20 protein-coding genes and 1 tRNA gene are annotated in these 23,930 nt (G+C 70.4%); 7 read left to right on the top strand and 14 right to left on the bottom strand.

Going from position 1 to position 23,930, the window contains the following annotated elements; translation table 11 throughout:
* Positions 1-894 (bottom strand): histone deacetylase family protein, encoded by an 894-nt coding sequence (locus ASG52_RS23580; RefSeq protein WP_056248617.1) that lies wholly within the window; start codon positions 892-894, stop codon positions 1-3.
* A gap of 111 nt (positions 895-1,005) precedes the next feature.
* Here ASG52_RS23580 and ASG52_RS23575 point away from each other — a divergent pair, with 111 nt between their 5' ends.
* From ASG52_RS23575 to ASG52_RS23555, 5 genes are all read left to right on the top strand, one after another.
* Positions 1,006-2,172, top strand: a complete 1,167-nt coding sequence (locus ASG52_RS23575; RefSeq protein ID WP_056248614.1) for a ceramide glucosyltransferase — start codon at positions 1,006-1,008, stop codon at positions 2,170-2,172.
* A gap of 123 nt (positions 2,173-2,295) precedes the next feature.
* A complete protein-coding gene (locus ASG52_RS23570) occupies positions 2,296-3,306 on the top strand; it encodes an NAD(P)H-dependent glycerol-3-phosphate dehydrogenase (RefSeq protein ID WP_056248610.1) in 1,011 nt (336 codons plus the stop codon).
* On the top strand, positions 3,303-3,758 hold the full coding sequence (locus ASG52_RS23565) for an opioid growth factor receptor-related protein (protein WP_056248606.1): 456 nt from the start codon (positions 3,303-3,305) through the stop codon (positions 3,756-3,758). Before ASG52_RS23570 ends, ASG52_RS23565 begins: the two co-directional genes overlap by 4 nt.
* 246 nt (positions 3,759-4,004) lie before the next feature.
* Complete coding sequence (locus tag ASG52_RS23560; protein ID WP_056248604.1) at positions 4,005-4,424, top strand: EVE domain-containing protein; 420 nt, start codon at positions 4,005-4,007, stop codon at positions 4,422-4,424.
* 161 nt (positions 4,425-4,585) lie between these two features.
* A complete protein-coding gene (locus ASG52_RS23555; protein ID WP_056248601.1) occupies positions 4,586-5,203 on the top strand; it encodes a ParB-like protein in 618 nt (205 codons plus the stop codon).
* Here the strand turns inward: ASG52_RS23555 and ASG52_RS23550 are convergent.
* A complete protein-coding gene (locus ASG52_RS23550) occupies positions 5,167-5,673 on the bottom strand; it encodes a disulfide bond formation protein B (protein WP_056248599.1) in 507 nt (168 codons plus the stop codon). The genes ASG52_RS23555 and ASG52_RS23550 overlap by 37 nt on opposite strands.
* Positions 5,670-6,251: a YqaA family protein gene (locus ASG52_RS23545; protein WP_056248594.1), complete on the bottom strand. Its 582-nt coding sequence runs from the start codon at positions 6,249-6,251 to the stop codon at positions 5,670-5,672. The genes ASG52_RS23550 and ASG52_RS23545 overlap by 4 nt, the downstream gene beginning before the upstream one ends.
* Before the next feature lie 231 nt (positions 6,252-6,482).
* Between ASG52_RS23545 and ASG52_RS23540 the strand changes: the two genes are divergently transcribed.
* Positions 6,483-6,567 (top strand) — tRNA-Leu (locus ASG52_RS23540).
* 8 nt (positions 6,568-6,575) lie between these two features.
* Here ASG52_RS23540 and ASG52_RS23535 read toward each other — a convergent pair.
* The 10 genes from ASG52_RS23535 to ASG52_RS23490 all read right to left on the bottom strand — a co-directional run bounded on the left by ASG52_RS23535 (position 6,576) and on the right by ASG52_RS23490 (position 19,960).
* Positions 6,576-7,271: a glutamine amidotransferase-related protein gene (locus ASG52_RS23535; RefSeq protein ID WP_056248592.1), complete on the bottom strand. Its 696-nt coding sequence runs from the start codon at positions 7,269-7,271 to the stop codon at positions 6,576-6,578.
* 10 nt (positions 7,272-7,281) lie between these two features.
* On the bottom strand, positions 7,282-8,658 hold the full coding sequence (gene eat / locus ASG52_RS23530) for an ethanolamine permease (protein WP_056248589.1): 1,377 nt from the start codon (positions 8,656-8,658) through the stop codon (positions 7,282-7,284).
* A 123-nt stretch (positions 8,659-8,781) separates the two neighbouring features.
* Complete coding sequence (locus ASG52_RS23525; protein ID WP_056248891.1) at positions 8,782-9,069, bottom strand: hypothetical protein; 288 nt, start codon at positions 9,067-9,069, stop codon at positions 8,782-8,784.
* Between the two features lie 155 nt (positions 9,070-9,224).
* The gene (locus ASG52_RS23520) at positions 9,225-9,812 is read right to left on the bottom strand and encodes a PilZ domain-containing protein (protein WP_056248586.1); all 588 of its coding nucleotides are present in this window, start codon (positions 9,810-9,812) and stop codon (positions 9,225-9,227) included.
* Positions 9,813-9,945: 133 nt separating this feature from the next.
* Positions 9,946-13,044 carry a bifunctional diguanylate cyclase/phosphodiesterase gene (locus ASG52_RS23515; protein WP_056248584.1) on the bottom strand — a complete coding sequence of 1,033 codons (3,099 nt, stop codon included), beginning with the start codon at positions 13,042-13,044 and terminating at the stop codon, positions 9,946-9,948.
* 438 nt (positions 13,045-13,482) lie between these two features.
* Entirely contained in the window at positions 13,483-14,847 is a 1,365-nt protein-coding gene (locus ASG52_RS23510) for an L-serine ammonia-lyase (RefSeq protein ID WP_056248583.1), read from the bottom strand.
* Entirely contained in the window at positions 14,844-15,410 is a 567-nt protein-coding gene (locus ASG52_RS23505) for a sarcosine oxidase subunit gamma (protein WP_056248580.1), read from the bottom strand. Before ASG52_RS23505 ends, ASG52_RS23510 begins: the two co-directional genes overlap by 4 nt.
* Positions 15,403-18,393 (bottom strand): sarcosine oxidase subunit alpha family protein, encoded by a 2,991-nt coding sequence (locus ASG52_RS23500; protein WP_056248578.1) that lies wholly within the window; start codon positions 18,391-18,393, stop codon positions 15,403-15,405. Before ASG52_RS23500 ends, ASG52_RS23505 begins: the two co-directional genes overlap by 8 nt.
* 1 nt (position 18,394) lies before the next feature.
* Positions 18,395-18,691, bottom strand: coding sequence for a sarcosine oxidase subunit delta (locus tag ASG52_RS23495; RefSeq protein ID WP_056248575.1), 297 nt, complete (start codon positions 18,689-18,691; stop codon positions 18,395-18,397).
* A gap of 15 nt (positions 18,692-18,706) precedes the next feature.
* Positions 18,707-19,960: a sarcosine oxidase subunit beta family protein gene (locus ASG52_RS23490; RefSeq protein WP_056248573.1), complete on the bottom strand. Its 1,254-nt coding sequence runs from the start codon at positions 19,958-19,960 to the stop codon at positions 18,707-18,709.
* 435 nt (positions 19,961-20,395) lie between these two features.
* Between ASG52_RS23490 and ASG52_RS23485 the strand changes: the two genes are divergently transcribed.
* Positions 20,396-21,427, top strand: a complete 1,032-nt coding sequence (locus ASG52_RS23485) for a GlxA family transcriptional regulator (protein ID WP_056248888.1) — start codon at positions 20,396-20,398, stop codon at positions 21,425-21,427.
* Positions 21,428-21,719: 292 nt separating this feature from the next.
* Here ASG52_RS23485 and ASG52_RS23480 read toward each other — a convergent pair whose 3' ends face one another.
* Complete coding sequence (locus tag ASG52_RS23480) at positions 21,720-23,762, bottom strand: methyl-accepting chemotaxis protein (RefSeq protein WP_082552710.1); 2,043 nt, start codon at positions 23,760-23,762, stop codon at positions 21,720-21,722.
* Positions 23,763-23,930 lie beyond the last annotated feature (168 nt).

The raw sequence follows: 23,930 nt of genomic DNA, 5'->3' as shown, positions 1-23,930 counted from the left end.
TCACACCCCCGCCATCGCCTCGAACACCAGCGCATGCCGCGCCGCGATGGCATCGACATCGCTGCCGTAGCCGCCGCCGACCACCGTGCAGAGCGGAACCCTTTTCGACTTCGCCAGCCCGACCACGAAACGGTCGCGGGCCGAAAGCCCCTCGTCGGTGAGGTCGAGCCGGCCGAGGCGGTCGTCGCGGTGGGGATCGACGCCCGCGTTGTAGAAGATCAGGTCCGGCGCAAACCCCTCGACCAGCGGCGGCAGGCGCGCTTCCAGCACCGCCAGATAGTCCGCATCGCCGAGCCCGTCGGGCAGGCCGATGTCGAGGTCGCCCGGCACCTTGTCGGTGGGGTAGTTGCGCTCGCAATGGACCGAGAGCGTGAACAGGTCGGGCTCGCGGGCAAGGCAGTCGGCGGTGCCGTCGCCTTGATGCACGTCGAGATCGACGATGAGCGCCCGCCGGATGCGCCCCTCCCGCTTGAGCGCCAGCGCCGCCACCGCCACGTCGTTGAACACGCAGAACCCCGCCCCGCCGGCTCGGCGCGCATGGTGGCTGCCGCCCGCCGTGCTGCCCGCCAACCCATGGTCGAGGGCGAGCCGCGCGGCGCACAGCGTGCCGCCCGACGAGGCGTGGGAGCGGGCGACCACCGACTCCGTCACCGGCAGGCCGATCGCCCGCTCGACCGCCCGCGGCACCTGCCCGGTCAACACCGCCTCGACGTAAGCGAAATCGTGCGCGCCGGAGAGCAAAGCGGCGTCGGCGGGCTCCGGCGTCACGAACCCGTCCGGCACCAGCCCGCGCGCGAGAAGAACCTCGGCGAGCCGGCCGTATTTCCGCATCGGAAAGCGGTGGCCCTCCGGCAGGGCGGCCTCGTAGGCCGGATGGAACACGATCGGCAGCAAGAACGGCCTTGAGGCGGAGATGAGGTGTCACACGCCTGATAAGGCCGCGCTGCTAGGGGCGTGAAGGGGCGCGACCCGGCGCCCGATGCCGCACGTTCGGAGACGCCCCGCATGGCCGCCTTGCCGGAGAGCGGCACGCTCGCGACCTTCGCCCTCTGGGCGGTCCTCGCGCTCGTGCTCGTCAACCTCGCGAGCCTCGCGGTGGCGATGGTTCGCATCGGGCGACGGCGCCGCGCCTCCGCGTTTCCGGCGAACGCCCCCATCTCGGTGGTGCGCCCGCTGCGGGGCCTGGAGGCCTTCAGCGAGGAGACCCTGCGGGCGAGCTTCCGGCTCGACCACCCGGCCTACGAGCTGATCTTCTGCGTGGCCGATGCCGCCGACCCGATCCTGCCAATGTTGGAGCGGGTGCGGGCGGAGTACGCACACATCCCCTCGCGGCTGATCCTCGGCGACGAGCGCATCGGCGGTAACCCGAAGCTCAACAACTGCGTCCGCGGCTGGGACGCCGCCGCCCACGACTGGGTGATCCTGGCCGATTCGAACGTGATGATGCCCCCCGACTACATCGGCCAGATGCAGGCGGCGTGGCGCGCGGACACCGGCCTCGTCTGCTCGACGCCGATCGGCGACCGGCCGGACGGCTTCTTCGCGCTGGTCGAATGCGCCTTCCTCAACACCCTGCAGGCGCGCTGGCAATATGCCGGCGAGGCGCTGGGCCTCGGCTTCGCCCAGGGCAAGAGCATGCTGTGGAACAAGCCGTTCCTCGACGCGCGCGGCGGCATCCGCGCGCTCAACGCCGAGATCGCCGAGGACGCGGCGGCGACCAAGCTCGTGCGCGCCGCCGGCTGCCGGGTCCATCTCGTGGCTTCGCCGTTCCGCCAGCCCCTCGGACGGCGCTCGTTGAGCGAGGTCTGGGCGCGGCAGGTGCGCTGGGCGCGGCTGCGGCGGGTCACCTTCCCGCTGTTCTTCGCCCCCGAGATCGGCATCGGCCCGCTGCTGCCGCTGACGCTCGCGGCGCTCGCGATCGGCACCATGGAGGCGACCGCCCTGCTGATCGGCATCGGCGCGCTCTGGTACGGCGCCGAAGTCGCGCTCGCGGTGCGGGCCGGCTGGCACCGCTCGCCCCGGCTGGTGCTGGCCTTCCTCGTGCGCGACGCCCTGCTGCCCGCGATCTGGGCCAGCGCCTGGGGCCGCACGGCCATCGTGTGGCGCGGCAACCCGATGGACATCCGCCCCCGCGAGGCCGCGCCGCTGGAGACCGGTCCGACCGCCGCCTGATTTTTTCGGACTCGGGGAATATCCCAATTCGGATAGACAAGCCCCGTCGAACGCACATCTAGCTCCGGTACGGGGGCCGTCACGCCGACGGTCCCCTCCAAAAAATCGCCGGCGGAGTGCGGTATGGAGCAGGCATCGGACGGAGCGCGCGGCGTCGCGGTTATCGGCGGCGGGGCCTGGGGCACGGCGCTCGCCAACGCCGCCGCCGCCGCGGGGCATCCGGTGACGCTCTGGTTGCGCGATGAAAAGACCGCGGCGCAGATGCAGACGAGCCGCGCCAACGCCCGCTACCTGCCGGGTATCGGCCTGCACGAGGGCGTGCGGGCGACCACCGAGACCGGCGCGCTCAATGACGCCGCCACCGTGCTCCTCGTCGTCCCGGCCCAGACGCTCCGCGGCGTGCTCGGCACGCTCGCGCCCGTGCTGCGGCCGGACGCGCCGATCGTGCTCTGCGCCAAGGGAATCGAGCGCGGCAGCGACAGCTTCATGAGCGCGGTCGCCGCCGAGGTGATCGGGCCGGAGCGCCCGGTCGCGGTGCTGTCGGGGCCGAGCTTCGCCGTCGATGTCGCCAGGGGATTGCCGACCGCCGTGACGCTCGCCTGCGCCGACGGGCGCGAGGCCGCGCGCCTGTCCGGCCTGCTCTCGGGCCCGGCCTTCCGCCTCTACCACACAGACGACGTGCGCGGCGTCGAGATCGGCGGCGCGGGCAAGAACGTGCTCGCCATCGCGTCGGGCATCGTCGCCGGCCGGGGGCTGGGCGAGAGTGCCCGTGCCGCGCTCATCGCCCGCGCCTTCGCCGAGCTGATGCGCTTCGCCCGCGCCTATGGGGGCCGGGCCGAGACGCTGATGGGCCTGTCGGGGCTGGGCGATCTCGTACTGACCGCCTCCTCGTCGCAATCGCGCAACTTCGCCTTCGGCGAGCGGCTCGGCAAAGGCGCCACGCCCGAGGACGCGGCGGGCGGAAAGCTCGCCGAGGGCGCCTTCACGGCAGCGGCTCTGGTCGGCCTCGCCCGCGCCCGCGCGGTCGAGATGCCGGTGGCCGAGGCGGTCGCCGCGGTGGTCGCGGGCGAACTCACGGTCGATGCCGCCACGAGCCGCCTGCTGTCGCGCCCGCTCAAGGGAGAGGTCGAGTGAGCGGCACGATCCACGCCTTCCTCGCCGGCCATGGCCGCGACGGCGCCGGGCGGCGTCTTGCCGACGTGCTCGCCTTCGACGATGCCCGCATCGAGGGCGTCCACGACTTCATCCAGTGGTGCTTTCCCCTCCCCGAGGCGAGCCGCGCGGTGCCCGGCGCCCCGGTGCTGACGCCGATGGAGGCCGAGGCCATCCGCACCGATCCGGCGGCCACCGAAGGGCTGCGCGCCGCGACCGCCCGCATGGCCCGCTTCTACGAGGCCACAGACGGCTGGCTGCGCGCTTACGACCACAACCACCTGCGCATCACCCGCATCCTCACGGCGCTGCGCGACTTGATCGGGCGGGATGCGGCGCAGGACTTTTATGAGTTGGTGATGGGCCGGGTGGAGGCGGCGGGTTCGCCCGTGAACCCGGATAGCCTCACCTACTGGCAACGCGCGCTCGGTTGAACGCCACGCGCCTTCCCCCACCGCCGTCATTCCGGGGCGCGAAGCGAACCCGGAATCCACGACTGGCCGCGACGGCTCGTCTTCGGCCGGGCACCGCGCATCACGGGTGGATTCCGGGTTCCGCTACGCGGCCCCGGAATGACGGCCCGAGACGCCTGGAAAGCCCCGCACCCACCCCCCACCCCGCTTCAAGCGCGGCCGCGATTCCCGTAAGCGGGGGCGTCGTCCACGGAGCCCTCGTCCCCCATGGCCCACTGGCTGTTCAAGTCCGAGCCCTCGACCTGGTCGTGGAAGCAGCAGGTCGCGGCGGGCGAGGCCGGCACGTTCTGGAACGGGGTGCGCAACCACCTCGCCAAGAAGCAGATGCAGGCGATGCAGATCGGCGAGCGCGGCTTCTTCTACCACTCGAACGAGGGCAAGGCCGTCGTCGGCATCGTCGAGGTCATCAAGCCGTACTATCCCGACCACACCGACGAGACCGGCCGCTTCGGCATGGTCGATGTCCGCGCCGTTGCGCCGATGCCCCGCCCCGTGCCCCTCGACGCCATCAAGGCGGAGGACGCGCTGAAGGCCATGATGCTCGTCGTCAACTCGCGCCTCTCGGTCCAGCCCGTGACGGACGACGAGTGGGCCCTGGTCTGCGCCATGGGCGGCTACGGGCTTTAGGTTTCACACGAATGTGAAGCTCGGCCGCTTGCTCTCGCGCCGGTGCGCGCTCGCTTTGCCATCGAACGACCAGCACCTCGTGCTGGATGCTTGTGCCGCATCGGCTTTTTCCGAAAGCCGGTTCCCACCTTTCGGGCCGATGCTCTGACGGACGAATCCCCATGGCCCCGCGCGAACCCCTGCTCAAACCCGTGCCGATCGCCGAGCTGCGGCCGACCCAGATGACGGTCGGCTACCGCGAGGTCGCTGAGAAGCGCCGCCGCTGGCGCGAGCACGACGCCGACAAGAAGGCGGCCTTCCTCGGCTCTCACATGATCCCGGTGCTGCTCGGGCCGAAGAAGCACCACTACGTCATCGACCATCACCACCTCTCCCGCGCGCTGCACGAGGAGGGCGTCGAGAGCGTGCTGGTGACGGTGGTGGCCGACCTGCACAAGCTCAGCAAGGACGCGTTCTGGACGGTGGCCGACCACAAGTCCTGGGTTCACCCCTACGACGCCAGCGGCGTCCGGGTCGGCTTCTCGGACATCCCGAAGAAAATTTCGGCGCTCGCCGACGACCCCTATCGCAGCCTCGCGGGCGAGCTGCGCCGGGCGGGGGGATTCGCCAAGGACACGACGCCGTTCAGCGAGTTCCTCTGGGCCGATTTTTTGAGACGCAAGATCAAACCGAAGATCATCGCCGACGACTTCTCCGCCGCGCTGGAGCGAGCCATGCGCTTCGCCAAGTCGCCGGAGGCCGGCTACCTGCCCGGCTGGTGCGGCCCGGTCGAGGGCTGAGCGAAGCCGAGGGCCGCAACCGCGGCCACGAGGCTCAGCGCGGCGGCGATCAGCGCGTTCCAGCCCGCCAGGGAGATGCCAAGAAAACGCCACGCGGCGGTCGTGCAATCGACCGGCCGCACGCTCTCCAGGCTCTTGAGGAAGTCGCCGACATCGGCCGGGCCCGCCCCCGAGCCGCCGCCGCAATCGTTCGGGCCGGGCCAGAAGCCCCACTCGGCGCCCGCGTGATAGGAGCCGAGCCCGGTCCCGTAGAGCAGCACCAGCGCGACGAGTCCGAGCAGGAACCGCGCCGGCCGCGGCGGCAGGAAGGCAGCGACGAGCGCGAGCGGGGCGGCGAGATAATACGGCACCCGCTCGGTCAGGCAGAGCTTGCACGGCACGTAGCCGAAGCCGTGCTCGAACACGAGCGCGGCGCCCACAGTCGCCGCCGCCGCGACGGCGAGCGCCAGCGCGATGGTCCGCAGGCTCACAGCATCACCTTGAACGCGACGAAGCCGAGGATGATCACCGCGGCGAACAGGCCCGCCACCACGTTGAGGTGCCGGTCGAGCACCGCGCGGATGCCGACGCCGTAGCGCCCGAGCAGCCAGGCGAGCAGGAAGAACCGCGCCCCGCGGGTCACCACCGACAGAACGGTGAACCAGAACAGCGAGTAATGGGCGAAGCCCGAGGTGATGGTGACGAGCTTGTAGGGGATCGGCGTGAGCCCCTTCAGGAGGATCACCCAATGCCCGTAGGTGGCGTAGGATTGCTGGAACGTCTCGGCCTTGTCGGCGAGCCCGTAGAGGTTGAACAGCCAGACCCCGACCGAATCGAACAGCAGCGCGCCGATGGCGTAGCCGACGAGGCCGCCGAGCACCGAGGCGACGGTCGCGATGGTGGCGTAGAGCCAGACCCGGTCGGGCCGGCTCACCGCCATCGGCACCAGCATGGCGTCGGGCGGCACGGGGAAGAACGAGCTTTCGGCGAACGCGACCGCCCCGAGCGCGTAGGGCGCCGAGGGCTTGGCGGCGAGCGCGAGTATCCACTCGTAGAGACGGCGGATCATGGGTCCTCATCCGCGAGAGCATCGGCCCGAAAGGTGGCTTCCGGCTTTCGGAAAAAGACGATGCAGAAACAGGAATCGAGCGCCTCGGCTTGGATCCGAGATCCGAGATGAGGCGCGAGCGGGAAGCGCCGCCCTTTCAGCACAGAAGCCGGCGCGAAGCGAGGGCGTGAGCGCGAGCGAAAATTCGCGCTGGCCCTGAGGCCCCGGCCTGTGCCATGAGGCGGAGGCGTCGCGGGTATGGCGGAATTGGTAGACGCGGGCGACTCAAAATCGCCAGCCGCAAGGCGTGGGGGTTCGATTCCCTCTACCCGCACCAAGCCCCCCTCAATCGGATTTCAGGAAGCGGCGGATCCAGCCGGCCACCCGGTCGTTGTCGGCGCCGGCCTCCAGCGAGGCCAGCGCGTCGCGCACCAGGGCTGGGTGCCCATCGCCCGCGCGGTGGCCTTCGGTGAGGGCGCGGGCGTAGGCCGGGTGGAACTCAGGGTGGCACTGGAACGAGAGGGCGGGCCGGTCGGCATAGGCCAGCACGCCATAGGGGGTGAAGGCGCTGCCGGCCAGCACCCGGGCGCCGGGAGGCAGGGCCACGACCTGATCCTGATGGCTCACCGGGATCGCAATGGGTCCGGCGTCGTCCATGAAGGGCGCGCGCTCGATCACCTCGTAGGCGTGCAGCCCCAGGCCCCAGCCGCGCGCCGAGCGCTCGACCCGGCCGCCGAAGGCCTGGGCCAGCGCCTGATGGCCGAAGCACAGGCCGACGAGTTTTGTCGTGCGGTCGAGGTCGCGCAGGAAGGCGAGGAGGTCGGCGACCCACGGCGTCTGGTCGTAGACCGAGGCGGGTGAGCCGGTGATGACGTAGGCCTCGAATGCGTCGGGCGCCGCGGGCCATCGCCCCGCGGTCACGTCGAAGCACGCGAAAGAATGCCCGTCGCCGATCAGGGCCTCGACCATCGCGCCGTAGGACGGAAAGCGCCCGCCGAGCCGCTCCGGCGGGAAGCCGGTTTCCAGAATGCCAATTCGCATGGATGCGGGTTTAGAGCGCCGGATCGAAGCTCGAAACCGGTCCCGCCGCCGCAGGCTTGGCGACGACCCGCGCCAGCACGACCGCGACGACCATGACGGCGGCAAAGATCGCGAAGATCAGCGGGTTGTAGACGATCAGGGCCACGAGGCAGAGGACGGCCATGACCAGCGCGAAGGCCGGCGCGTAGGGATAGAGCGGCGCCCGGTAGGGCCGGGCGAGGCCGGGCTCGCTGCGGCGCAATTGAAACAGGGCGAGCATGCTGACGACGTACATGGTCAGCGCGCCGAACACCGCCATGGTGACGATGCTGGCGGTGAGCGACTGCCCGGCGACGCTGATCAGGCTGTCGCTGTAGATCGCCGCGATGCCGACGACGCCGCCCGCGAGCGTCGCGAGATAGGGCGTGCGGAAGCGCGGATGCACCCGGGCGAAGATTGCGGGCAGGAAGCCGGCGCGGGCCAGCGCGAAGATCTGGCGGGCATAGCCCATGATGATGCCGTGGAACGAGGCGACGAGCCCGAACAGACCGAGCCAGACCAGCATGTGCAGCCAGCCGCTCGATTCGCCGACCACCCGCTTCATCGCCTGCGGCAGCGGATCGTTGAGATCGGACAGGCTCTTCCAGTCGCCGGTGGCGCCGGCGAACAGCATCACGCCGAAGGCGAGTGCGGTGAGCGTCAGCACGCCGGTGATGTAGGCGATGGGAATGGTGCGCTTGGGGTCTTTCGCTTCTTCCGCCGCCATGGCGACGCCCTCGATGGCGAGGAAGAACCAGATCGCGAAGGGGATCGCGGCGAAGATGCCGCCGAGCGCACCCACGGTGAACGTATCCTGCCCGGCCCAGCCGCCGGCCACGAAGTTCGACACGCTGAAGGCCGGGGCGACGACGCCCATGAACACGAGGAGTTCGGCCACCGCCAGCACCGTGACGACGAGCTCAAAGGTCGCGGCGATCTGCACGCCGACGATGTTGAGGCCCATGAACACGAGGTAGGCGCCAAGCGCGGCGTGCTTCGGGTCGAGGCCGGGGAACTGGACGTTGAGATAGGCCCCGATGGCCAGCGCGATGGCCGGGGGCGCGAACACGAACTCGATCAGCGTGGCGTAGCCGGCGATCGCCGCGCCCGTCGGCCCGAAGGCGCGAAGCGCATAGGCGAAGGGGCCGCCGGCCTGCGGGATCGCGGTGGTGAGTTCGGTGAAGCTGAAGATGAAGGCCACGTACATCGCGGCGACCGCGACCGTGGTGACGAGGAAGCCCAGCGTGCCGGCCTGCGCCCAGCCGTAGCTCCACCCGAAATACTCGCCCGAGATGACGAGTCCGACGGCGATGCCCCAGAGGTGGAAGGCGTTGAGACTCTTGTCGAGCGTGGTCGAAGGCGTCGTCATCGCTGGTCCCCCGCAGACCCAGAGGGCCATGGCGGGAAACGCCAAGCAAGAGCGTTGCCGTGTCGGCGAGGTGGGGCCTCGCGCGGGCGAAGCGGGAGCGCCGAAAGGCGCCCCCGCGATCCCTCAGTAGCCGTAGCTGCGCTGACCGGTGCCCTGCGGGGCGCCGTAGCCCGCGCCGCGGGGCTGGACGCGGGAGCCGTAATCGATCTCGCGCTGGCGCCGCGCCTGACGGTTGGCGAGCGCGCGCCCGGCCAGGCACCCGGCGACCGCGCCGACCACGCCGCGCTCGGCGAGGTAATGCCCGGCGACGCCGCCGATGATCGCTCCCTTGATGCATCCCTTCGCTTCCGCCGTTCCGACGCTCAGCAAAGTCACGACCGTCAGGGCCGATGCCGTCGCGATGATCCGCATGCCGCTCTCCTCAAAGCGCATTCCGACGAAGCGGATACCGGTTCGTCGAAAGAATGCGCGGTAAAGCAAGACCCCGGAGCCGACGGCCTGATGCAGTCAGGCCGTCAGCTCTGGGGCTGATGGCCAGGGTAACGGAGCGGAAGCGCGGGCGTTCCTTACAGGACGATCGACGGGTTGAAGGTCTCGGGGGTGAACGGCAGGCGGAACCGCACCGCCATGCCCCGCTCCGGGCCGCCCTCGAGGATGCGGACGACCTGGGCGTAGCGCTTGCCGACCTTGACGGTCTGTCCGACGAGCGGGCGCAGCCGTCCGTCGAGGGCGATGGCCGCGCCGAAGGGCGACAGGTCGAGGATGCGCCCGTCGATGGGGAAGCCGTCGTCGAACACGAGGGTGACCTCGGGCCGCGCCGGGACGATGCGCGGGGCGGCGCGCTGCTCGACGCGCCCGTCCGCATTGGCCGAGAGCCACGCGATGCGGGCGGCCAGCCGCTCGCGGCGCGCGTCCGTCAGGGCGAAGGCCATGGTGAACCCGCTCTCCGAGGCCGCGGTGAAGTGGCCGTGCAGGAGGCCGACCCGGTCGAGCCGGCAGGTGACGGCGTCGCCCGCCGCGAGCGTCGCATTCAACTGGAACTCGGCACCGACCGGCGACAGGCGGGTCGCGCAGCAGGCGTATTCCCGCCCGTCCGGAAGCAGGCAGTAGCCGACCAGGGGATGGGGGAAGACCAACTCGCGAAATCGCACCATCACTTCAACCGCACTCGATTGGCCGGGACAGATTCATCCCGACCTCTTACCGGAGCCTTATTCGAACCACTCAAGGGCGAGGCCTATCCCGTATCGTCACGGGAACGTGTGTCGGCAGGCTCGGGCCCGCGCGTCACGCCGCGGCCCGCACGTCGCGCCGCTCGGCGAAGGCGCGGGCCTCGAGGGCCGGCAGCGGCCGGCTGAACAGGTAGCCCTGGACCTCGGTGCAGCCCTCGCGCTGGACGATCTCCAGTTGCTCCGCCGTCTCGACGCCCTCGGCGACGATGCCCATGCCGAGGCGCTCGCCGAGCCCGACCACGGCGCGCACGATCGCCGCGGCGTCGGGATCGCCGATATCCTGCACGAAGCCCCGGTCGATCTTGATTTTGTCGAAGGGGAAGCGGCGCAGGTAGCTCAAGGACGAATAGCCGGTGCCGAAATCGTCCAGAGCGATGCGGATGCCGAGCCCGCGCAGGCGGTGCAGGCAGGCCAGCGCCTGCTCCGGGTTGTGCAGGAACAAGCTCTCGGTGACTTCGAGCTTCAGCCGCCCGGCGGCGAGGCCGGAGCCGGCCAGCGCCGACAGGACCGAGGCCTCCAGGCTGCCGCGGAACTGCACCGCCGAGACGTTGACGGCGACCCGCAGCGGTTCGGGCCAGCGCATCGCCTCGCGGCAGGCCTCGGCCAGGGCCCAGGCGCCGAGTGGGACGATCAGGCCGGTTTCCTCCGCCACCGGGATGAACTCGCCGGGCGAGATCAGGCCGTGCTCGGGATGGCGCCAGCGCATCAGCGCATCGAAGCTCGCGACCGTGTTCGTTTTGAGATCGATCAGCGGCTGGTAGACGAGGAAGAAGTCGCCGCGCCGGATCGCCTCCTTCATCTCCAGGGCGAGCAGGCTGCGGGTAGCAGTGCGGGCGTGGGTCTCGGCCTCGAACAGGCGGAAGGTGTTCCGGCCCGCCGCCTTGGCCTGATAGAGCGCGGTGTCGGCCCGCTTGAACACCTCCTCGGGGTCGGCGTCCTCGCCCGAGACCACGGCGGCGCCGACGCTCATGCCGATGTCGATGGCGACGCCGTCGAGCACGATCGGCTCGTTCACCACGCCGATGATCCGCTCGCAGACGCTGCCGGCATCCGCCTCGCTCTCGATGTCGATCAGGATCACGGCGAACTCGTCGCCGCCGAGCCGGGCGATGGTGTCGCCCCGGCGCAAGCTCGTGCGCAGGCGCGCGGCGACGAGGCAGAGCAGCCGGTCGCCGACCGGATGGCCGAAGGTGTCGTTGACGGCCTTGAAGCGGTCGAGGTCGCAGGCGAGCACGGCGATGCGACCCGGCGCCAGCCGGATGCGCGCGAGGGCTTGGTCGAGGCGCTGGCGGAACAGGCTGCGGTTGGGCAGGTCGGTCAGCGTGTCGTGCAGCGCGAGATGCACGATGCGCAACTCGGCCGCCTTGCGCTCCGAGATGTCGATCAGCGTGCCGACCATGCGCAGGCCCCGGCCGTCGGGCCCGCGGCCGACGACGCGGGCGCGCATCAGCACCCAGACGTAGGAGCCGTCGGCGCAGCGGCGGCGATATTCGTGCTCGAACGCATCGGTGTCGCGCGCGAGATGCGCCTGAATCCGCGCGTCGACGATCTCCTGCTCGTCGGGATGCACCCCCGCCAGGAACAGGGTGAAGGTCTGCCACGCCTCGTCCGAGCGATAGCCGAGCTTCGTCATCCAGCCGGGGGAGACCCAGATCGCCCCGCCCGCCACGTCCCAGTCGAACAGGCCGTCCTGGCCGCTGTCGAGGGCGAGCGCCAGACGCTCCTCGCTGTCGCGCAGGCGCTCCTCGCTGGTGCGCAGGGCCATCTCGGCGTCGCGCTGGGCGGTCACGTCGAGGTGGAGGCCGATCATCCGCACCGGCTGGCCGGTCTGCGGGTCGGCGATCACACGGCCGATGGTCTGGACCCAGCGCAAGCCCCCGGGCAGCTCTGGCGCGCGGACGCGAAAATCGGCCCGGAACGTCGTGCCTTGCTCGACGCCCTCCATGGCGGCCGTCCAGACCCCGGGGAGATCCTCGGCGAAGAGGCGCGCCTCCCATTGCGCCACCGACAGCGCGAGCGGCGCCTCGTCCCCGTCCTCGGGGACCGTCAGGCCGTGCATCCGGGCGCTGACCGGCGACAGGCTGATGCGGTCGGCCCGGATGTCCCAGGCGCCGGCGCCCGCCGCCTGCTGCGCCACCGACAGAAGGTGCGAGGCGTCGTCGAGGGCGCGCCGCTCCGCCAGAAGGCGCCGGACGATCGGCAGCGTCAGCAGGAACGCCCCGAGGACGAGCGCGACGCTCAAGCCCGCGAGCACCCAGAGCGAGCGGTTCAGCGGCGCGCGGAACGCCGCCTGGGTCATGCCGACATTGACGAGCCATCCGGTTCCGGCGAGCCGCCGGTACTCGATCCGGACCTCGTGGCCCGACGGGCCGATCCCGGTCCAGAGTCCCCGCGCGCCGCTGCGGTCGGCAAAGCCCTGCACGACCTGTCCGAGGCGCATCGGGCTCGTGTCGGAGCGGCCGACCACCCGGCCCCGCCGGTCTGCGATCGTGCCGAACTGCTCCGCGCCCAGGCCGCTGCGGCGCAGCACGTCGTCGAAGGCGGTCGGGGCGAGGGTCGCGCCGACGACGAAGCGGGTGCGCCCCTGCCGCATCACCGGGACGTCGAGCCGCACCACGGGCGCCGCGCCGCCCTCGCCGTCGAGCAGATCGGAGACGCCCGGCGCCACGGGGCCGGCCACGGCGGTCGTGTCCGGCGCCGCATCGGCCGCCGCGACGGGCGCCCCGGAGGCGTCGCGCAGGACGATCGCCATCCCGTTCAGGCCGGGCAGTTCGCGCACCTGCCGCTCGAAGCGGGCGAAGTCGTCGTGGTCGAGGGCGGGCGAGGTGGCGAGCGCCCGCAGGATGGCGAGGCGGTCGTCGAGGAAGCGATCGACGTCGCTGGCCGCGACGTCGGCCACGGAAGCGAGCGCCGCCGTCAGCCGTCCCTCCTCGGTGGCGACCCAGCTGCGCCCGATCAGGGCGCAGACCACGATGAACGGCAGGATCAGCCCGGCAGCGAAGACCGAGAGCCCGATCAGGGTGGTGCGGCTCGCCCCCGTCGGCAGACCGGACCGGATGAGGCGGAGAAGGCGGGTCGTGACGTCGAGCGCGCTCATGACCGCCCGCGCCCGGCGCAGGCGCCGGCCCCGCGCGATCCGCGACCGCCGCCCCATCGCCGCGCCGGGCTCCCCTTACGGAGCCTCCGCGGCTCTCTCCGGTCGTCCCGTCCCCCGATTGACTGCATGATGCGCGGACCGACTGCGTTTTATCTTGGCTTGATCGTTACGCTGCCGGCCAAACGTTAAAGAAGCGTGGGATGAAAATTGACAACTGATAGAGCCGGTATGATCTTACTATTATTTACGCGCATACCGGTATAGATCGCCGCGAGAGCCCGCGATCGACCGGTCCTCGGCGGACGCTTCATCGGAAGAGGCCGCGATCCCGCGCAATGGCCGGCAGGAGAAGGTCAGCAACGCCGCAGCCCACGCATGGACCGAAGTCCTTCCGGGGCTTCATGCCGCACCGGCTTCCACAGAACGTCGGCCGCCGCCTTTCGGGCCGACGCCCTTGTGCGCGAGCGAGGCGGCGGAGCCCAAAAACCGAAAGAATCAGCAGGCGGCGACGTTGACAGCGAGACCGCCGAGCGAGGTCTCCTTGTACTTGTCCTGCATGTCGAGGCCGGTCTGGCGCATCGTCTCGATGACCTCGTCGAGCGTCACGTAGTGGATGCCGTCCCCGCGGAGCGCCAGCGAGGCGGCGGCCACCGCCTTGTTGGCCCCGAAGGCGTTGCGCTCGATGCAGGGGATCTGCACGAGGCCGCCGATCGGGTCGCAGGTCATGCCGAGATGGTGCTCCATGGCGATCTCGGCGGCGTTCTCGACCTGCAACGCGTTGCCGCCGAGCACCGCGGCGAGGCCGGCCGCCGCCATGGCGGCGGCGGAGCCGACCTCGCCCTGGCAGCCGACCTCGGCGCCGGAGATCGAGGCGCGGCTCTTGATCAAGCCGCCGACGGCCGCCGCCGTGAGCAGGAAGTCGCGCCCGTGGGCATCGCACCAGCCGGGGCAGAACTCGACGACGTAGCGCAGGACCGCCGGGACGATGCCGGCGGCGCCGTTGGTCGGCGCGGTGACGACCCGGCCGCCCGCGGCGTTCTCCTCGTTGACGGCCAGCGCGAACAGGCTGATCCAGTCCATGATCTCGTGGGCCGGGCGGCTGTTGGAGAGCCGGCCTTCCTGGAGCTGCGCGTGCAGGCGCTTGGCGCGGCGGCGCACCTTGAGGCCGCCGGGCAACTCGCCGTCCATGCGCAGGCCCCGGTCGATGCAGGCGAGCATCGCGTCGCGGATCGCGTCGAGGCCGGCCTCGATCTCGGGTTCGGATCGCAAAGCCCGCTCGTTCTCCATCTGCACCTGAGCGATGCCGAGACCCGTCTCGGCGCAGACGGCCAGCAGCTCGGCGGCGCTGGCGAAGGGATAGGGCACGGGCTTCGCCTCCAGCCCGGCACCCTCGGCCTCGCCCTCGTCCACGACGAAGCCGCCGCCGATGGAGTAGCAGGTCGTCTCGGCCAGCACGTCGCCCGCGCCGTCGAGAGCGCGGAAGCGCATGCCGTTGGTGTGACGCGGCAGGATTTCGGTGAAGTTGAAGACGAGGTCGCGGGCGGTGTCGAACGCCACCGGAGCGTCCGCGCCCGGCAGGTCGAGGGCGCCGCGCTCGGTGAGAGCCTTCGTATACTCACCGACCCGGTCGGGATCGACGGTGGCCGGATCGTGGCCCAGCAATCCCAAGAAGATGGCCAGGTCGGTGCCGTGGCCGCGCCCGGTCCAGGCGAGCGATCCGAAGATCTCGGCGCCGATCCGGGCGGTCTGGGCTTGTCCTGCGACCCGCTCGCGGAACCGGCGGGCGGCGATCATCGGGCCGACGGTGTGCGAGCTCGACGGGCCGATGCCGATCTTGAACAGGTCGAAGACGCTGATCATCCCTCGCCGATCCCCATGCCCGCCTCTTGCAGGAAGCCATGCACGTATGTGGCCAAGGAGCGCCAGCATTCCACCCGGTAGCGGGCTTGCGCGCCGGCGCGGCGGATCAGGACGATCTCGGCCTTGCCCAGCAGCGTGCGGGTGGCTTTGCCCGCGGGGAAGGCGGCGTCGCCCAGATCGAGCGGGCAGCCGGCGTTGAGGAGTTCCGCGGCGCGCAAGCCCTCGACGTCGATGCCGACGTTGCGGTTCGAGACATCGACCAGGGCGTGGGCCCGGCCGGCCAGATCGCTCGCCGCGGAGGTCTGCAACAGGTCGGCCTCGCCCTCGGGCACGCCGATCAGCCACTCGTCCGGCCCGAGCCGGGCGATCCAGCGCCGGTCGTCGCCCGACACGGTGTTGATCGGCCGATCCAGCGGCAGGCCGGCGACCTCGCCCTCCGTCGAGCGGACGCGCAGGACGAAGCGGGCTTCGGCGTCGGCGGGGCGGATCGAGACGCCCGAGGGGCGGACCTCGACCCGGCCGAGCGGGAGGGTGCGGGCGGTGCGGTAGCGAACCTCAAGCATTGACGCGCTCTCCCTTGGTGTCGAAGAAGACCGCCTCGCTCACGGTCGCGCGGGTGAAGCCGTCGGGCGTGGTGATGTGGAGCGTCCGGCCCATCAGGGCGCGCCCGTCCGCCACCAGCGCCAGCGCGATGGAGCGGTTGCAGTTCGGGCTCCAGTAGCTCGACGTGACGTGGCCGAGCATCCGCATCGGGATCGGCTGGTTCGGATCGGCGACGATCTGCGCGCCCTCGTCGAGGACGAGCTTCGGATCCTCGGTCATGAGGCCGACGAGCTGCTTGCGGCCGGTGGTGGCGATCACGTCGGGCCGCGCCAGCGAACGCTTGCCGACGAAGTCGACCTTCGTCTTGGCGATCATGCCGGCCATCCCGACATCGTCCGGGGTCACCGTACCGTCGGTCTCCTGGCCGACGATGATGTAGCCCTTCTCGGCGCGCAGCACGTGCATCGTCTCGGTGCCGTAGGGGGTGATGCCGTGGGGCTCGCCCGCGGAAAAAATCGCCTCCCACACGGCGAGCGCGTGATCGGACGGCACGTTGATCTCGAAGCCGAGTTCGCCGGTGAACGAGACGCGGAACAGCCGGGTCGGCACGCCGCAGATCGTGCCGGTGCGCATCGCCATGTGCGGGAAGGCCTCCGGCGACAGGTCGATGCCCTCCACCAGCGGCTCGATCACCTGGCGGGCCTTGGGGCCCTGCAGCGCGATCACCGCCCATTGCTCGGTGGTCGAGGTCAGGAACACCTGAAGGTCCGGCCACTCGGTCTGGAGGTAGTCCTCCATGTGGCCGAGCACGCGGGCGGCCCCGCCGGTCGTCGTGGTGACGTGGAAGCACTGGTCGGAGACGCGGGCGACGACGCCGTCGTCGAGGATGTAGCCGTCTTCCTTCAGCATCAGCCCGTAGCGGCAGCGGCCGTTGGCGAGCTTGGCCCAGGGGTTGACGTACATCCGGTTCATGAACTCGGCGGCATCCGGCCCGACCACCTCGATCTTGCCGAGCGTCGAGGCATCGAAGATGCCCACACCTTCACGCACTGCCTTGCACTCGCGGGCGACCGCTTCGTGCAGATCCTCGCCGGCTTTCGGGAAGTACCAAGCGCGGCGCCACAGGGCGACGTTCTCGAAGGTGGCGCCGTGGCTCTCGGCCCAGCCGTGGATCGGCGTGGTGCGGATCGGATCGAACAGGGCGTGCCGTGCCGGCCCGACGAGCGCGCCGAAGGTGACGGGGGTGTAGGGCGGGCGGAAGGTGGTGGTGCCCACAGCGGGCAACGCCTTGTCGAGCTGCCCGGCGACGATGCCGAGCGCGTTCATGTTCGAGGTCTTGCCCTGGTCGGTCGCCATACCGGTGGTGGTGTAGCGCTTGACGTGCTCGATCGACTGGAAGCCCTCGCGCACCGCGAGCTTGATGTCCTTGGCGGTGACGTCGTTCTGGTAATCGACGAAGGCGCGGACCCTCGTTGGGTCGGCGTCGGTCGGCATCACCCGCACCGGCTGGAAGCCGGTGAGCGTCGGGCTCGCCCCGAAGGTGCGGGTCTCGGACGACCCCGAAGCGGCGGCGCCCGCCGCAAAACCCTCGGTGAGGCAGCCGGCCAGATCGTAGGTGCCGCGTGCCGCACCCGCCGAGCGCTCGGCCTGCGCCGAGATGTTGGGCACGAAGGCGTCGAGGGCATCGTCGTAGCGCAGCTTGCCGCGGGACTGCGAGAACAGGTGGACGGCGGGCGTCCAGCCGCCGGACATGCCGACGCAGTCGCAGGGGATGACCCGGCGCGCCCCGCAGCGGCCGTTGCTCTCGACCGGCGCAACGATGAGGCCGGAGACGCGCTTGCGGCCCTTGGAGCCGACCACGGTGTGACCGGTCAGGACTTCGACGCCGACCTGGCGCAGGCGGGTCACTTCCGGCCCGCAATCGGCCTCAAGCCGCAGATCGACCAGGGTCACGTCGAGGCCGGCGGCCTTGGCGTCGAGGGCGACCTGATAGGCGGAGGCGCCGCTGGTGGCCACGACGAGCCGGTGGCCCGGGGCCACGCCGTAGCGGTTGAGGAACACCCGCACGCTCTCGGCGAGCAGGATGCCCGGACGGTCGTTGTCGGCGAAGACGAGGGGGCGCTCGTGGGAGCCGCCCGCCAGGATCACCTCGCCGGCCCGCACCTGCCACAGACGCTCCCGCGGCGCCTGACCGGCAACTGAGGGCAGATGGTCGGTGACGCGCTCGGTCATCGCCACGTGGTTGTGGTTGTAATAGCCGAAGACGGTGGTGCGCGGCAGCAGGATGACGTTCTCGCGGGCGTCGAGATCGGCGAGCGTGTCGGCGAGCCAGTCGGAGGCCAGCCGCCCGTCGATCTCGGCCTTGGGGTCGTGCAGCAGCGAACCGCCCGGCTCGGGCCCCTCGTCGGCGAGGATGACGCGCTTACCGGTTCTCGCGGCGGCGAGCGCGGCGGCGAGGCCGGCGGGGCCGGCGCCGACGATCAGCACGTCGCAATGGGCGTGGCGGTTGGCGTAGCGGTCGGGATCAGCTTGCGTCGGCGCCTTGCCGAGGCCGGCGGCGGCGCGGATGAAGGGCTCGTAGACCTTGTCCCAGAACTTCCGCGGCCACATGAAGGTCTTGTAGTAGAACCCCGCGACGAAGACCGGCGACAGCAGGTCGTTGACCGCGCCGATGTCGTACTCGAGCGACGGCCAGTGGTTCTGCGACGTGGTGCGCAGCCCCGCGCGGGCCTCGACCACGGAGGCGCGGTTGTTCGGATCGACCCGGCCGGGGCCGCGATCGACCGAGAGCAGGGCGCTCGGCTCGTCCGGGCCGTGGCTGAGGATGCCGCGGGGGCGGTGATACTTGAACGAGCGCCCGACGAGGTGGATGCCGTTGGCGATCAGCGCCGAGGCGACGGTGTCGCCCTGGTAGCCGTGGATCGGCTTGCCGTTGAATTCGAAGACGATGGGGCGGGAACGGTCGATGCGTCCGCCGCGGGACAATCTGAACGGCTGTGCCATCTCACGCCCTCGCCTCGCTGGTGGTCTCAGACTTTGGGCTCGCGCCCATCGGATAGGTCTCGATGAAGCGGTCGCTGACCGTGTCGCGCAGCGCGTTGAACCAGCGCCCGCAGCCATGGGCGTGGTTCCAGCGCTCGGCATGGACCCCGCGCGGGTTCTTCCTCACGAACAGGTACTCGGACCAGTTCTGGTCATCGATGGCGCCCGGCTGCTCCGGTCGGGCGATGTGAGCTTGGCCGCCGCAGCGGAACTCGGTCTCGGGGCGGTTGCCGCAATGGGGACAGGCGATCAGCAGCATCGGGTCGATCTCCAGTCAGTGCGCGACGGCCGCCGCCGCCGCCTCGTCGATGAGGCGGCCGGTGCGGAAGCGGTCGAGGGTGAAGGGCGCGTTGATCGCGTGCGGCGTGCCGGTCGCCAGCGTGTGGGCGAAGACGTGGCCCGAGCCCGGCGTCGCCTTGAAGCCGCCGGTGCCCCAGCCGCAATTGACGAACAGGTTCCGGACCGGGGTCTTGCCGATGATCGGCGAGCGGTCGGGGGTCACGTCGACGATGCCGCCCCAGGAGCGCAGCATCCGCATGCGGGTGAATTGCGGAAACAGCTCGCAGATGGCGTCGAGGGTGTGGGTGGTGATGTGGAGGCCGCCCTGCTGGCTGTAGGAGGTGTACTGATCGGTGCCGGCACCGATCACCAGTTCGCCCTTGTCGGATTGCGAGATGTAGGCGTGGACCGCGTTCGACATCACGACGCAGGGGAAGACGGGCTTGACCGGCTCCGAGACGAGCGCCTGGAGCGGGTAGCTCTCCAGCGGCATCGACACGCCGGCCATGTTCATCACGGTCGAGGTGTGGCCCGCGGCGACCACGCCGATCCGGCCCGCGCCGATGAAGCCGCGGCTGGTCTCGACGCCGATGGCCGTGCCGGAGGCATCGCGGCGGATGCCGGTGACCTCGCAGTTCTGGATGATGTCGACGCCCCGCGCGTCGGCGCCGCGGGCGTAGCCCCAGGCCACCGCGTCGTGGCGGGCGGTGCCGGCCCGGCGCTGGAGCGCGCCGCCCAGCACCGGATAGCGCAGGTGTCCGCCGATCTCGATCGGCGGGCAGAATTCCTTGCACTCTTCCTTCGAGAGCCACTCGTTGTCGATGCCGTTGAGGCGGTTGGCGTAGACGTGGCGCTTGAAGCTCTGAACGTCGTGGATGTTGTGCGCGAGCATCAAGACGCCGCGCTGCGAGAACATCACGTTGTAGTTCAGCTCCTGGGAGAGGCCCTCCCACAGCTTGAGGGCGTGCTCGTAGAGGCCCGCGCTCTCGTCGTAGAGGTAGTTGGAGCGGATGATCGTGGTGTTGCGGCCGGTGTTGCCGCCGCCGATCCAGCCCTTCTCCAGCACCGCCACGTTGGTGATGCCGTGGACGGTGGCGAGGTAGTAGGCGGTCGCCAGCCCGTGGCCGCCGCCGCCGACGATGACGACGTCGTAGCGGGGCTTCGGCTCGGGCGCGCGCCACTGGCGCCCCCAGCCGGTATGGCCCCGCATGGATTCGGAGAGCAGCGACGTGAGGGAGAAGCGGCGCATCGGACGACCTCGCGGTGTTGACGGATCATGGTCCGGCCCCCGCGGGGGGGCTTGATCGACGGCGACCGCGAGTTTGGATTTTACGACTTTACGCACCCCCCCGGTGCCCTACGGCGGCGGGGCGCCGCCCGGCCCGACCGCTCGGGGACGCGTGCGCGAATCATATCGCCGAAACGCCTGCCGAATCACTTGTCCGCCCGCCGGATCGACTGCGGTGCAACAAGGATAGGCCGATCAAATGAGAATTATTCTATTGCGCTGAGCCCGCAATCGGAGATTAAGTTCCGGTGTGGGCGTCGCCTTCCGCGGACGCGCCGCGCGGTCACCGGCCTATCGGATCGGGGCGCTCTCGCCCCGTCCGGCGGCCGGCACCGTCGGCACGCAACTTGCCCACCAAGCCGCGGCACAGGCCGGCAAACGGTGGTCGGAATGGAAATATCGATAGCGGCCACGGAGACGTGTCCGATCAACGCGGCGTCGGTCGAGGCGTCGGTGGGCAGCCGGGCGATCACCGTCGGCTTCATGCTGGTGGATCGCTTCTCGATGATCGCCTTCTCCTCGGCGATCGAGGCGCTGCGGCTCGCCAACCGCGCCGCCGGGCACGACCTCTACCGCTACTCGCTCTGGTCCGATGACGGGACCCAATGCATCGCCTCGAACGGGATCGAGATGAAGGTCTCGGGCCGGTTCGGCGAGGTGCAGGATTTCGACATGCTGATCGTGTGCGGCGGTGTCGACATCCAGAAGCCGGACCATCGGGCGCTGCACGCCGCGCTCCGCCGGGCCAGTGCCCGCGGCAGCGCCATCGGTGCCGTCTGCACGGGCACCTACGTGCTGGCCAAGGCGGGCCTGCTCGACGGCTACCGGGCGACGATCCACTGGGAGAACCTGCCGGGCCTGATGTCCGAGCACGATGGGCTGGAGATCGGCTCCGACCTGTTCGAGATCGACCGCAACCGCTTCACCTGCGCGGGCGGCACGGCGGCGGCCGACATGATGCTGTCGCTGATCATGCGCGAGCACGGGCCGAGCGTGGCCTCCTCCGTTGCCGACCAGCTCATCCACCACCGCATCCGCGATTCGGGCGAGCGCCAGCGGATGGACCTTCGCATGCGCCTGGGCGTGGCCCACCCCAAGCTCCTCAAGGTGGTCGGGCTGATGGAATCCTCGCTGGCCGAGCCGCTCGGCAGCCAGGAACTCGCCGAGGCGGTCCATCTCTCGACCCGCCAGCTGGAGCGGCTCTTTCTGAAATATCTCGGCCGCTCGCCAGCCAAGCACTACCTGCGCATCCGCCTGGAGCACGCCCGCGACCTGATCCGCCAGACGGCGATGCCGCTGCTCTCGGTGGCGATGGAATGCGGCTTCACCTCGGCCTCGCACTTCTCGAAGGCCTATCTCGACTGCTTCGGCCAGCCGCCGAGCGCGGAGCGGAAGGTGGTGCAGGCGCGCTCGCTCGGGCAGGCTTGAGGGCTTCGGCTTCGATCGGTTCCCCCCTCTCCGCGCACGCGGGGAGAGGGGATACGCGGGTCGCCGATGCGATCGGTCGGACACCGTATGCGCGGCCGAGCCGGCGCCCGAACCGCGACAACGCCTCGCATTCGTAACGAAAGGTCGCTTTCCCGCAAGATCAGCGGGCGCGCCGGGCCTAGTCTTCCGGTAACGCAGCGGCGACCCGCCCGGTTTCGCAAGCTTCGTGAGCGTTTCCTCCCAAGACCTCCGGCCGCCCCGACCAGGGCGGCTTTTTTTCGCTCCGATGCCTTCAGCTCGCCGCGCGGACGTTCGAGAGGAACGTCATCACCTCGCTGCGCAGCGCGTTCGACTTGTCCTGCAGCACGATCGCCGCCGAACTCACCACCTTCGCGGTCTCGCCGGTCTCGCCGGCCGAGCGCGACACCGCGGAGATGCTGGCCGAGACCTCGTGGGTGCCGGCGGACGCCTCTTGGATGTTGCGGGCGACCTCGTGCATCGCCAGGCCCTGCTGCGACGCCGCCTCGCGGATCGATTGCGCGATCTGGCTCATCCGTTCGATCGTGCCGGAAACGTCCTGGATGACGGCGACGGTGTCGCCGGTGCCGCTCTGCACCGCCGCGATCTGCACGGCGATCTCTTCCGTCGCCCGCGAGGTCTGGTTCGCCAACTCCTTCACCTCCGAGGCGACGACGGCGAAGCCCCGGCCGGCTTCGCCGGCGCGCGCCGCCTCGATCGTGGCGTTGAGCGCCAGGAGATTGGTCTGCGCCGCGATCGAGCTGATGAGCCGGACCACCTCGTCGATGCGGTCGGCGGCCCCCGCCAGCGCATCGACCTTGGTGCGGGCGTCGGCGGCCTGAGCGACCGCGCTCGCGGCGATCTGCGTCGAGATGTCGATCTGGCGACCGATCTCCTGCACCGAAGCGAGCAGTTCCTCCGCGGCCGAGGCGACCGCGCCGACATTGGCCGAGGTCTGCTCGGAGGCCGCCGCCACGGACGCGCTGCGCAGGCTCGTCGCCTCCGCCCCGCCCTTCAGCGTGGTAGAGGCCGAATCGAGGTCGCCGACGAGCCGCAGGACGGTCTCGGTCAGGTTCGAGATCGTGCTGTCGAAGCTCTGCGAATGGCTGCGGATCGATTCGGCCCGCGAGAGCTGCTGGCGCTGCTGCACGTCCTGCGCCTCTGCCAGCCGCTCGGCCTGAACCGCCTTGTCGCGAAACACCTCGAGCGCCTTGGCGATGGCGCCGATCTCGTCCTTGCGGTCGGTGTCGGTAATCACCGTGTCGTAGCGCCGGTCGATCAGGCTCTCGATGATGCGGACCGAACGGGTCAGCGGCCGGTCGATCAGCAGCTTCGTGGTGGCGTAGATCGTGACCAGCACGACGAGGAGCACGATGAGGCCGCCCGCCGCGCTCGCGGCGAGCTGCCGGTAGACCGGCCCGGTGATCACGGCGGCCGGCACGTCCATCACCATCGCCCAGGTCGTGTTCATGCCGGGCGCCGAGAACGGATAGATCAGGCGCAAGGACCCGTCCGGGGTGTCGGTGAGGACGCGCCGCTTGCCGTCGGCGAGCGCCGCCTTCACCGCGTCGGCGCCGGCATCCGCGTAAGGCTTCATCTCCAGGCCCTGGGCCGGCGGGGCCAGCCACTTGCCGCCCTGCGACAGCAGCATCACCCGGCCGGTGCCGAACGGGCGCAGCGCGCTGAGGCGTTCGGGCAGGGTATCGAGCCGGATGTCGACGCCGCCGACGCCGACGACGCGGCCCTCGAGGGTGATCGGCGCGGTGATCGAGGTGACGAGGTCGCCGCGGGTGGTGAGGTAGGGCTCGGTCACGACGCTCTTGCCCGTCGTGACCGGCGCCCGGTACCATTGCTCGGTGCCGTCGAATTGGAAGGTCGCGAATTCGGGCGTGCCGGCGGCGTTCTTGGTCCAGTAGGGCGTGAACAGGCCCTTGTCGTTGACCGCCTCGCTGCCGGGCAGCCTCTTCTCCAGCGCGCGCTCGATCGTGTCGCACATCCAGGCGCCGTAGAGGCTCGGGTAGCGGAGCGCGGTCGCCCGCGTCATCGCGAGGATGTCGGCGCGGCGCGTCTGGCCGGCCTCGATCAGCCCCGAGAGGCCCGCCGTCATGGCGGTGCCGGCCGAGACCGCCTCGGTGAGCTGGATGCCGACCTGCCCCGCGGCGTTGGAGGCTTCCTTGACGGCGAGTTCGGTGACGTCCGCGCGGACTTGGGTCGCGGTCCGCCACGCCGTGATCCCGAGGAAGCCGACCAGGGCGACGGTGACGGCCGTTCCGGTGACGAACATCAACTGGTTCGACAACCCGTGCTTGCTTACCATGTCGCTCCGACTCCCGGCGATTGCTTTGGCCGGAGATTGCGTGGAAGTGGTTATTTTATGGTGAATTTCTTGCAATTATAGCGGTATTCCCAAGCAAAGGTGCCATGCGCTGTAGTCGATCCCGCAATGTCGATCAGATACGAAGCCAGGCGATCAATACAACCCGTC

The sequence above is a fragment of the Methylobacterium sp. Leaf456 genome, from assembly GCF_001425465.1.
Taxonomy (GTDB): Bacteria; Pseudomonadota; Alphaproteobacteria; order Rhizobiales; family Beijerinckiaceae; genus Methylobacterium.
The sequence above is the reverse complement of the archived record's forward strand: the minus strand, read 5'-3'. Positions and strand labels throughout refer to the sequence as shown.

Coding starts and splice junctions, on each gene's coding strand:
- ASG52_RS23575 (WP_056248614.1), top strand. CDS start 1,006: ATGGCCGCCTTGCCGGAGAGCGGCACGCTCGCGACCTTCGCCCTCTGG.
- ASG52_RS23570 (WP_056248610.1), top strand. CDS start 2,296: ATGGAGCAGGCATCGGACGGAGCGCGCGGCGTCGCGGTTATCGGCGGC.
- ASG52_RS23560 (WP_056248604.1), top strand. CDS start 4,005: ATGGCCCACTGGCTGTTCAAGTCCGAGCCCTCGACCTGGTCGTGGAAG.
- ASG52_RS23555 (WP_056248601.1), top strand. CDS start 4,586: ATGGCCCCGCGCGAACCCCTGCTCAAACCCGTGCCGATCGCCGAGCTG.
- ASG52_RS23545 (WP_056248594.1), bottom strand. CDS start 6,251: ATGATCCGCCGTCTCTACGAGTGGATACTCGCGCTCGCCGCCAAGCCC.
- ASG52_RS23535 (WP_056248592.1), bottom strand. CDS start 7,271: ATGCGAATTGGCATTCTGGAAACCGGCTTCCCGCCGGAGCGGCTCGGC.
- eat (WP_056248589.1), bottom strand. CDS start 8,658: ATGACGACGCCTTCGACCACGCTCGACAAGAGTCTCAACGCCTTCCAC.
- ASG52_RS23525 (WP_056248891.1), bottom strand. CDS start 9,069: ATGCGGATCATCGCGACGGCATCGGCCCTGACGGTCGTGACTTTGCTG.
- ASG52_RS23520 (WP_056248586.1), bottom strand. CDS start 9,812: ATGGTGCGATTTCGCGAGTTGGTCTTCCCCCATCCCCTGGTCGGCTAC.
- ASG52_RS23515 (WP_056248584.1), bottom strand. CDS start 13,044: ATGGGGCGGCGGTCGCGGATCGCGCGGGGCCGGCGCCTGCGCCGGGCG.
- ASG52_RS23510 (WP_056248583.1), bottom strand. CDS start 14,847: ATGATCAGCGTCTTCGACCTGTTCAAGATCGGCATCGGCCCGTCGAGC.
- ASG52_RS23505 (WP_056248580.1), bottom strand. CDS start 15,410: ATGCTTGAGGTTCGCTACCGCACCGCCCGCACCCTCCCGCTCGGCCGG.
- ASG52_RS23500 (WP_056248578.1), bottom strand. CDS start 18,393: ATGGCACAGCCGTTCAGATTGTCCCGCGGCGGACGCATCGACCGTTCC.
- ASG52_RS23495 (WP_056248575.1), bottom strand. CDS start 18,691: ATGCTGCTGATCGCCTGTCCCCATTGCGGCAACCGCCCCGAGACCGAG.
- ASG52_RS23490 (WP_056248573.1), bottom strand. CDS start 19,960: ATGCGCCGCTTCTCCCTCACGTCGCTGCTCTCCGAATCCATGCGGGGC.
- ASG52_RS23480 (WP_082552710.1), bottom strand. CDS start 23,762: ATGGTAAGCAAGCACGGGTTGTCGAACCAGTTGATGTTCGTCACCGGA.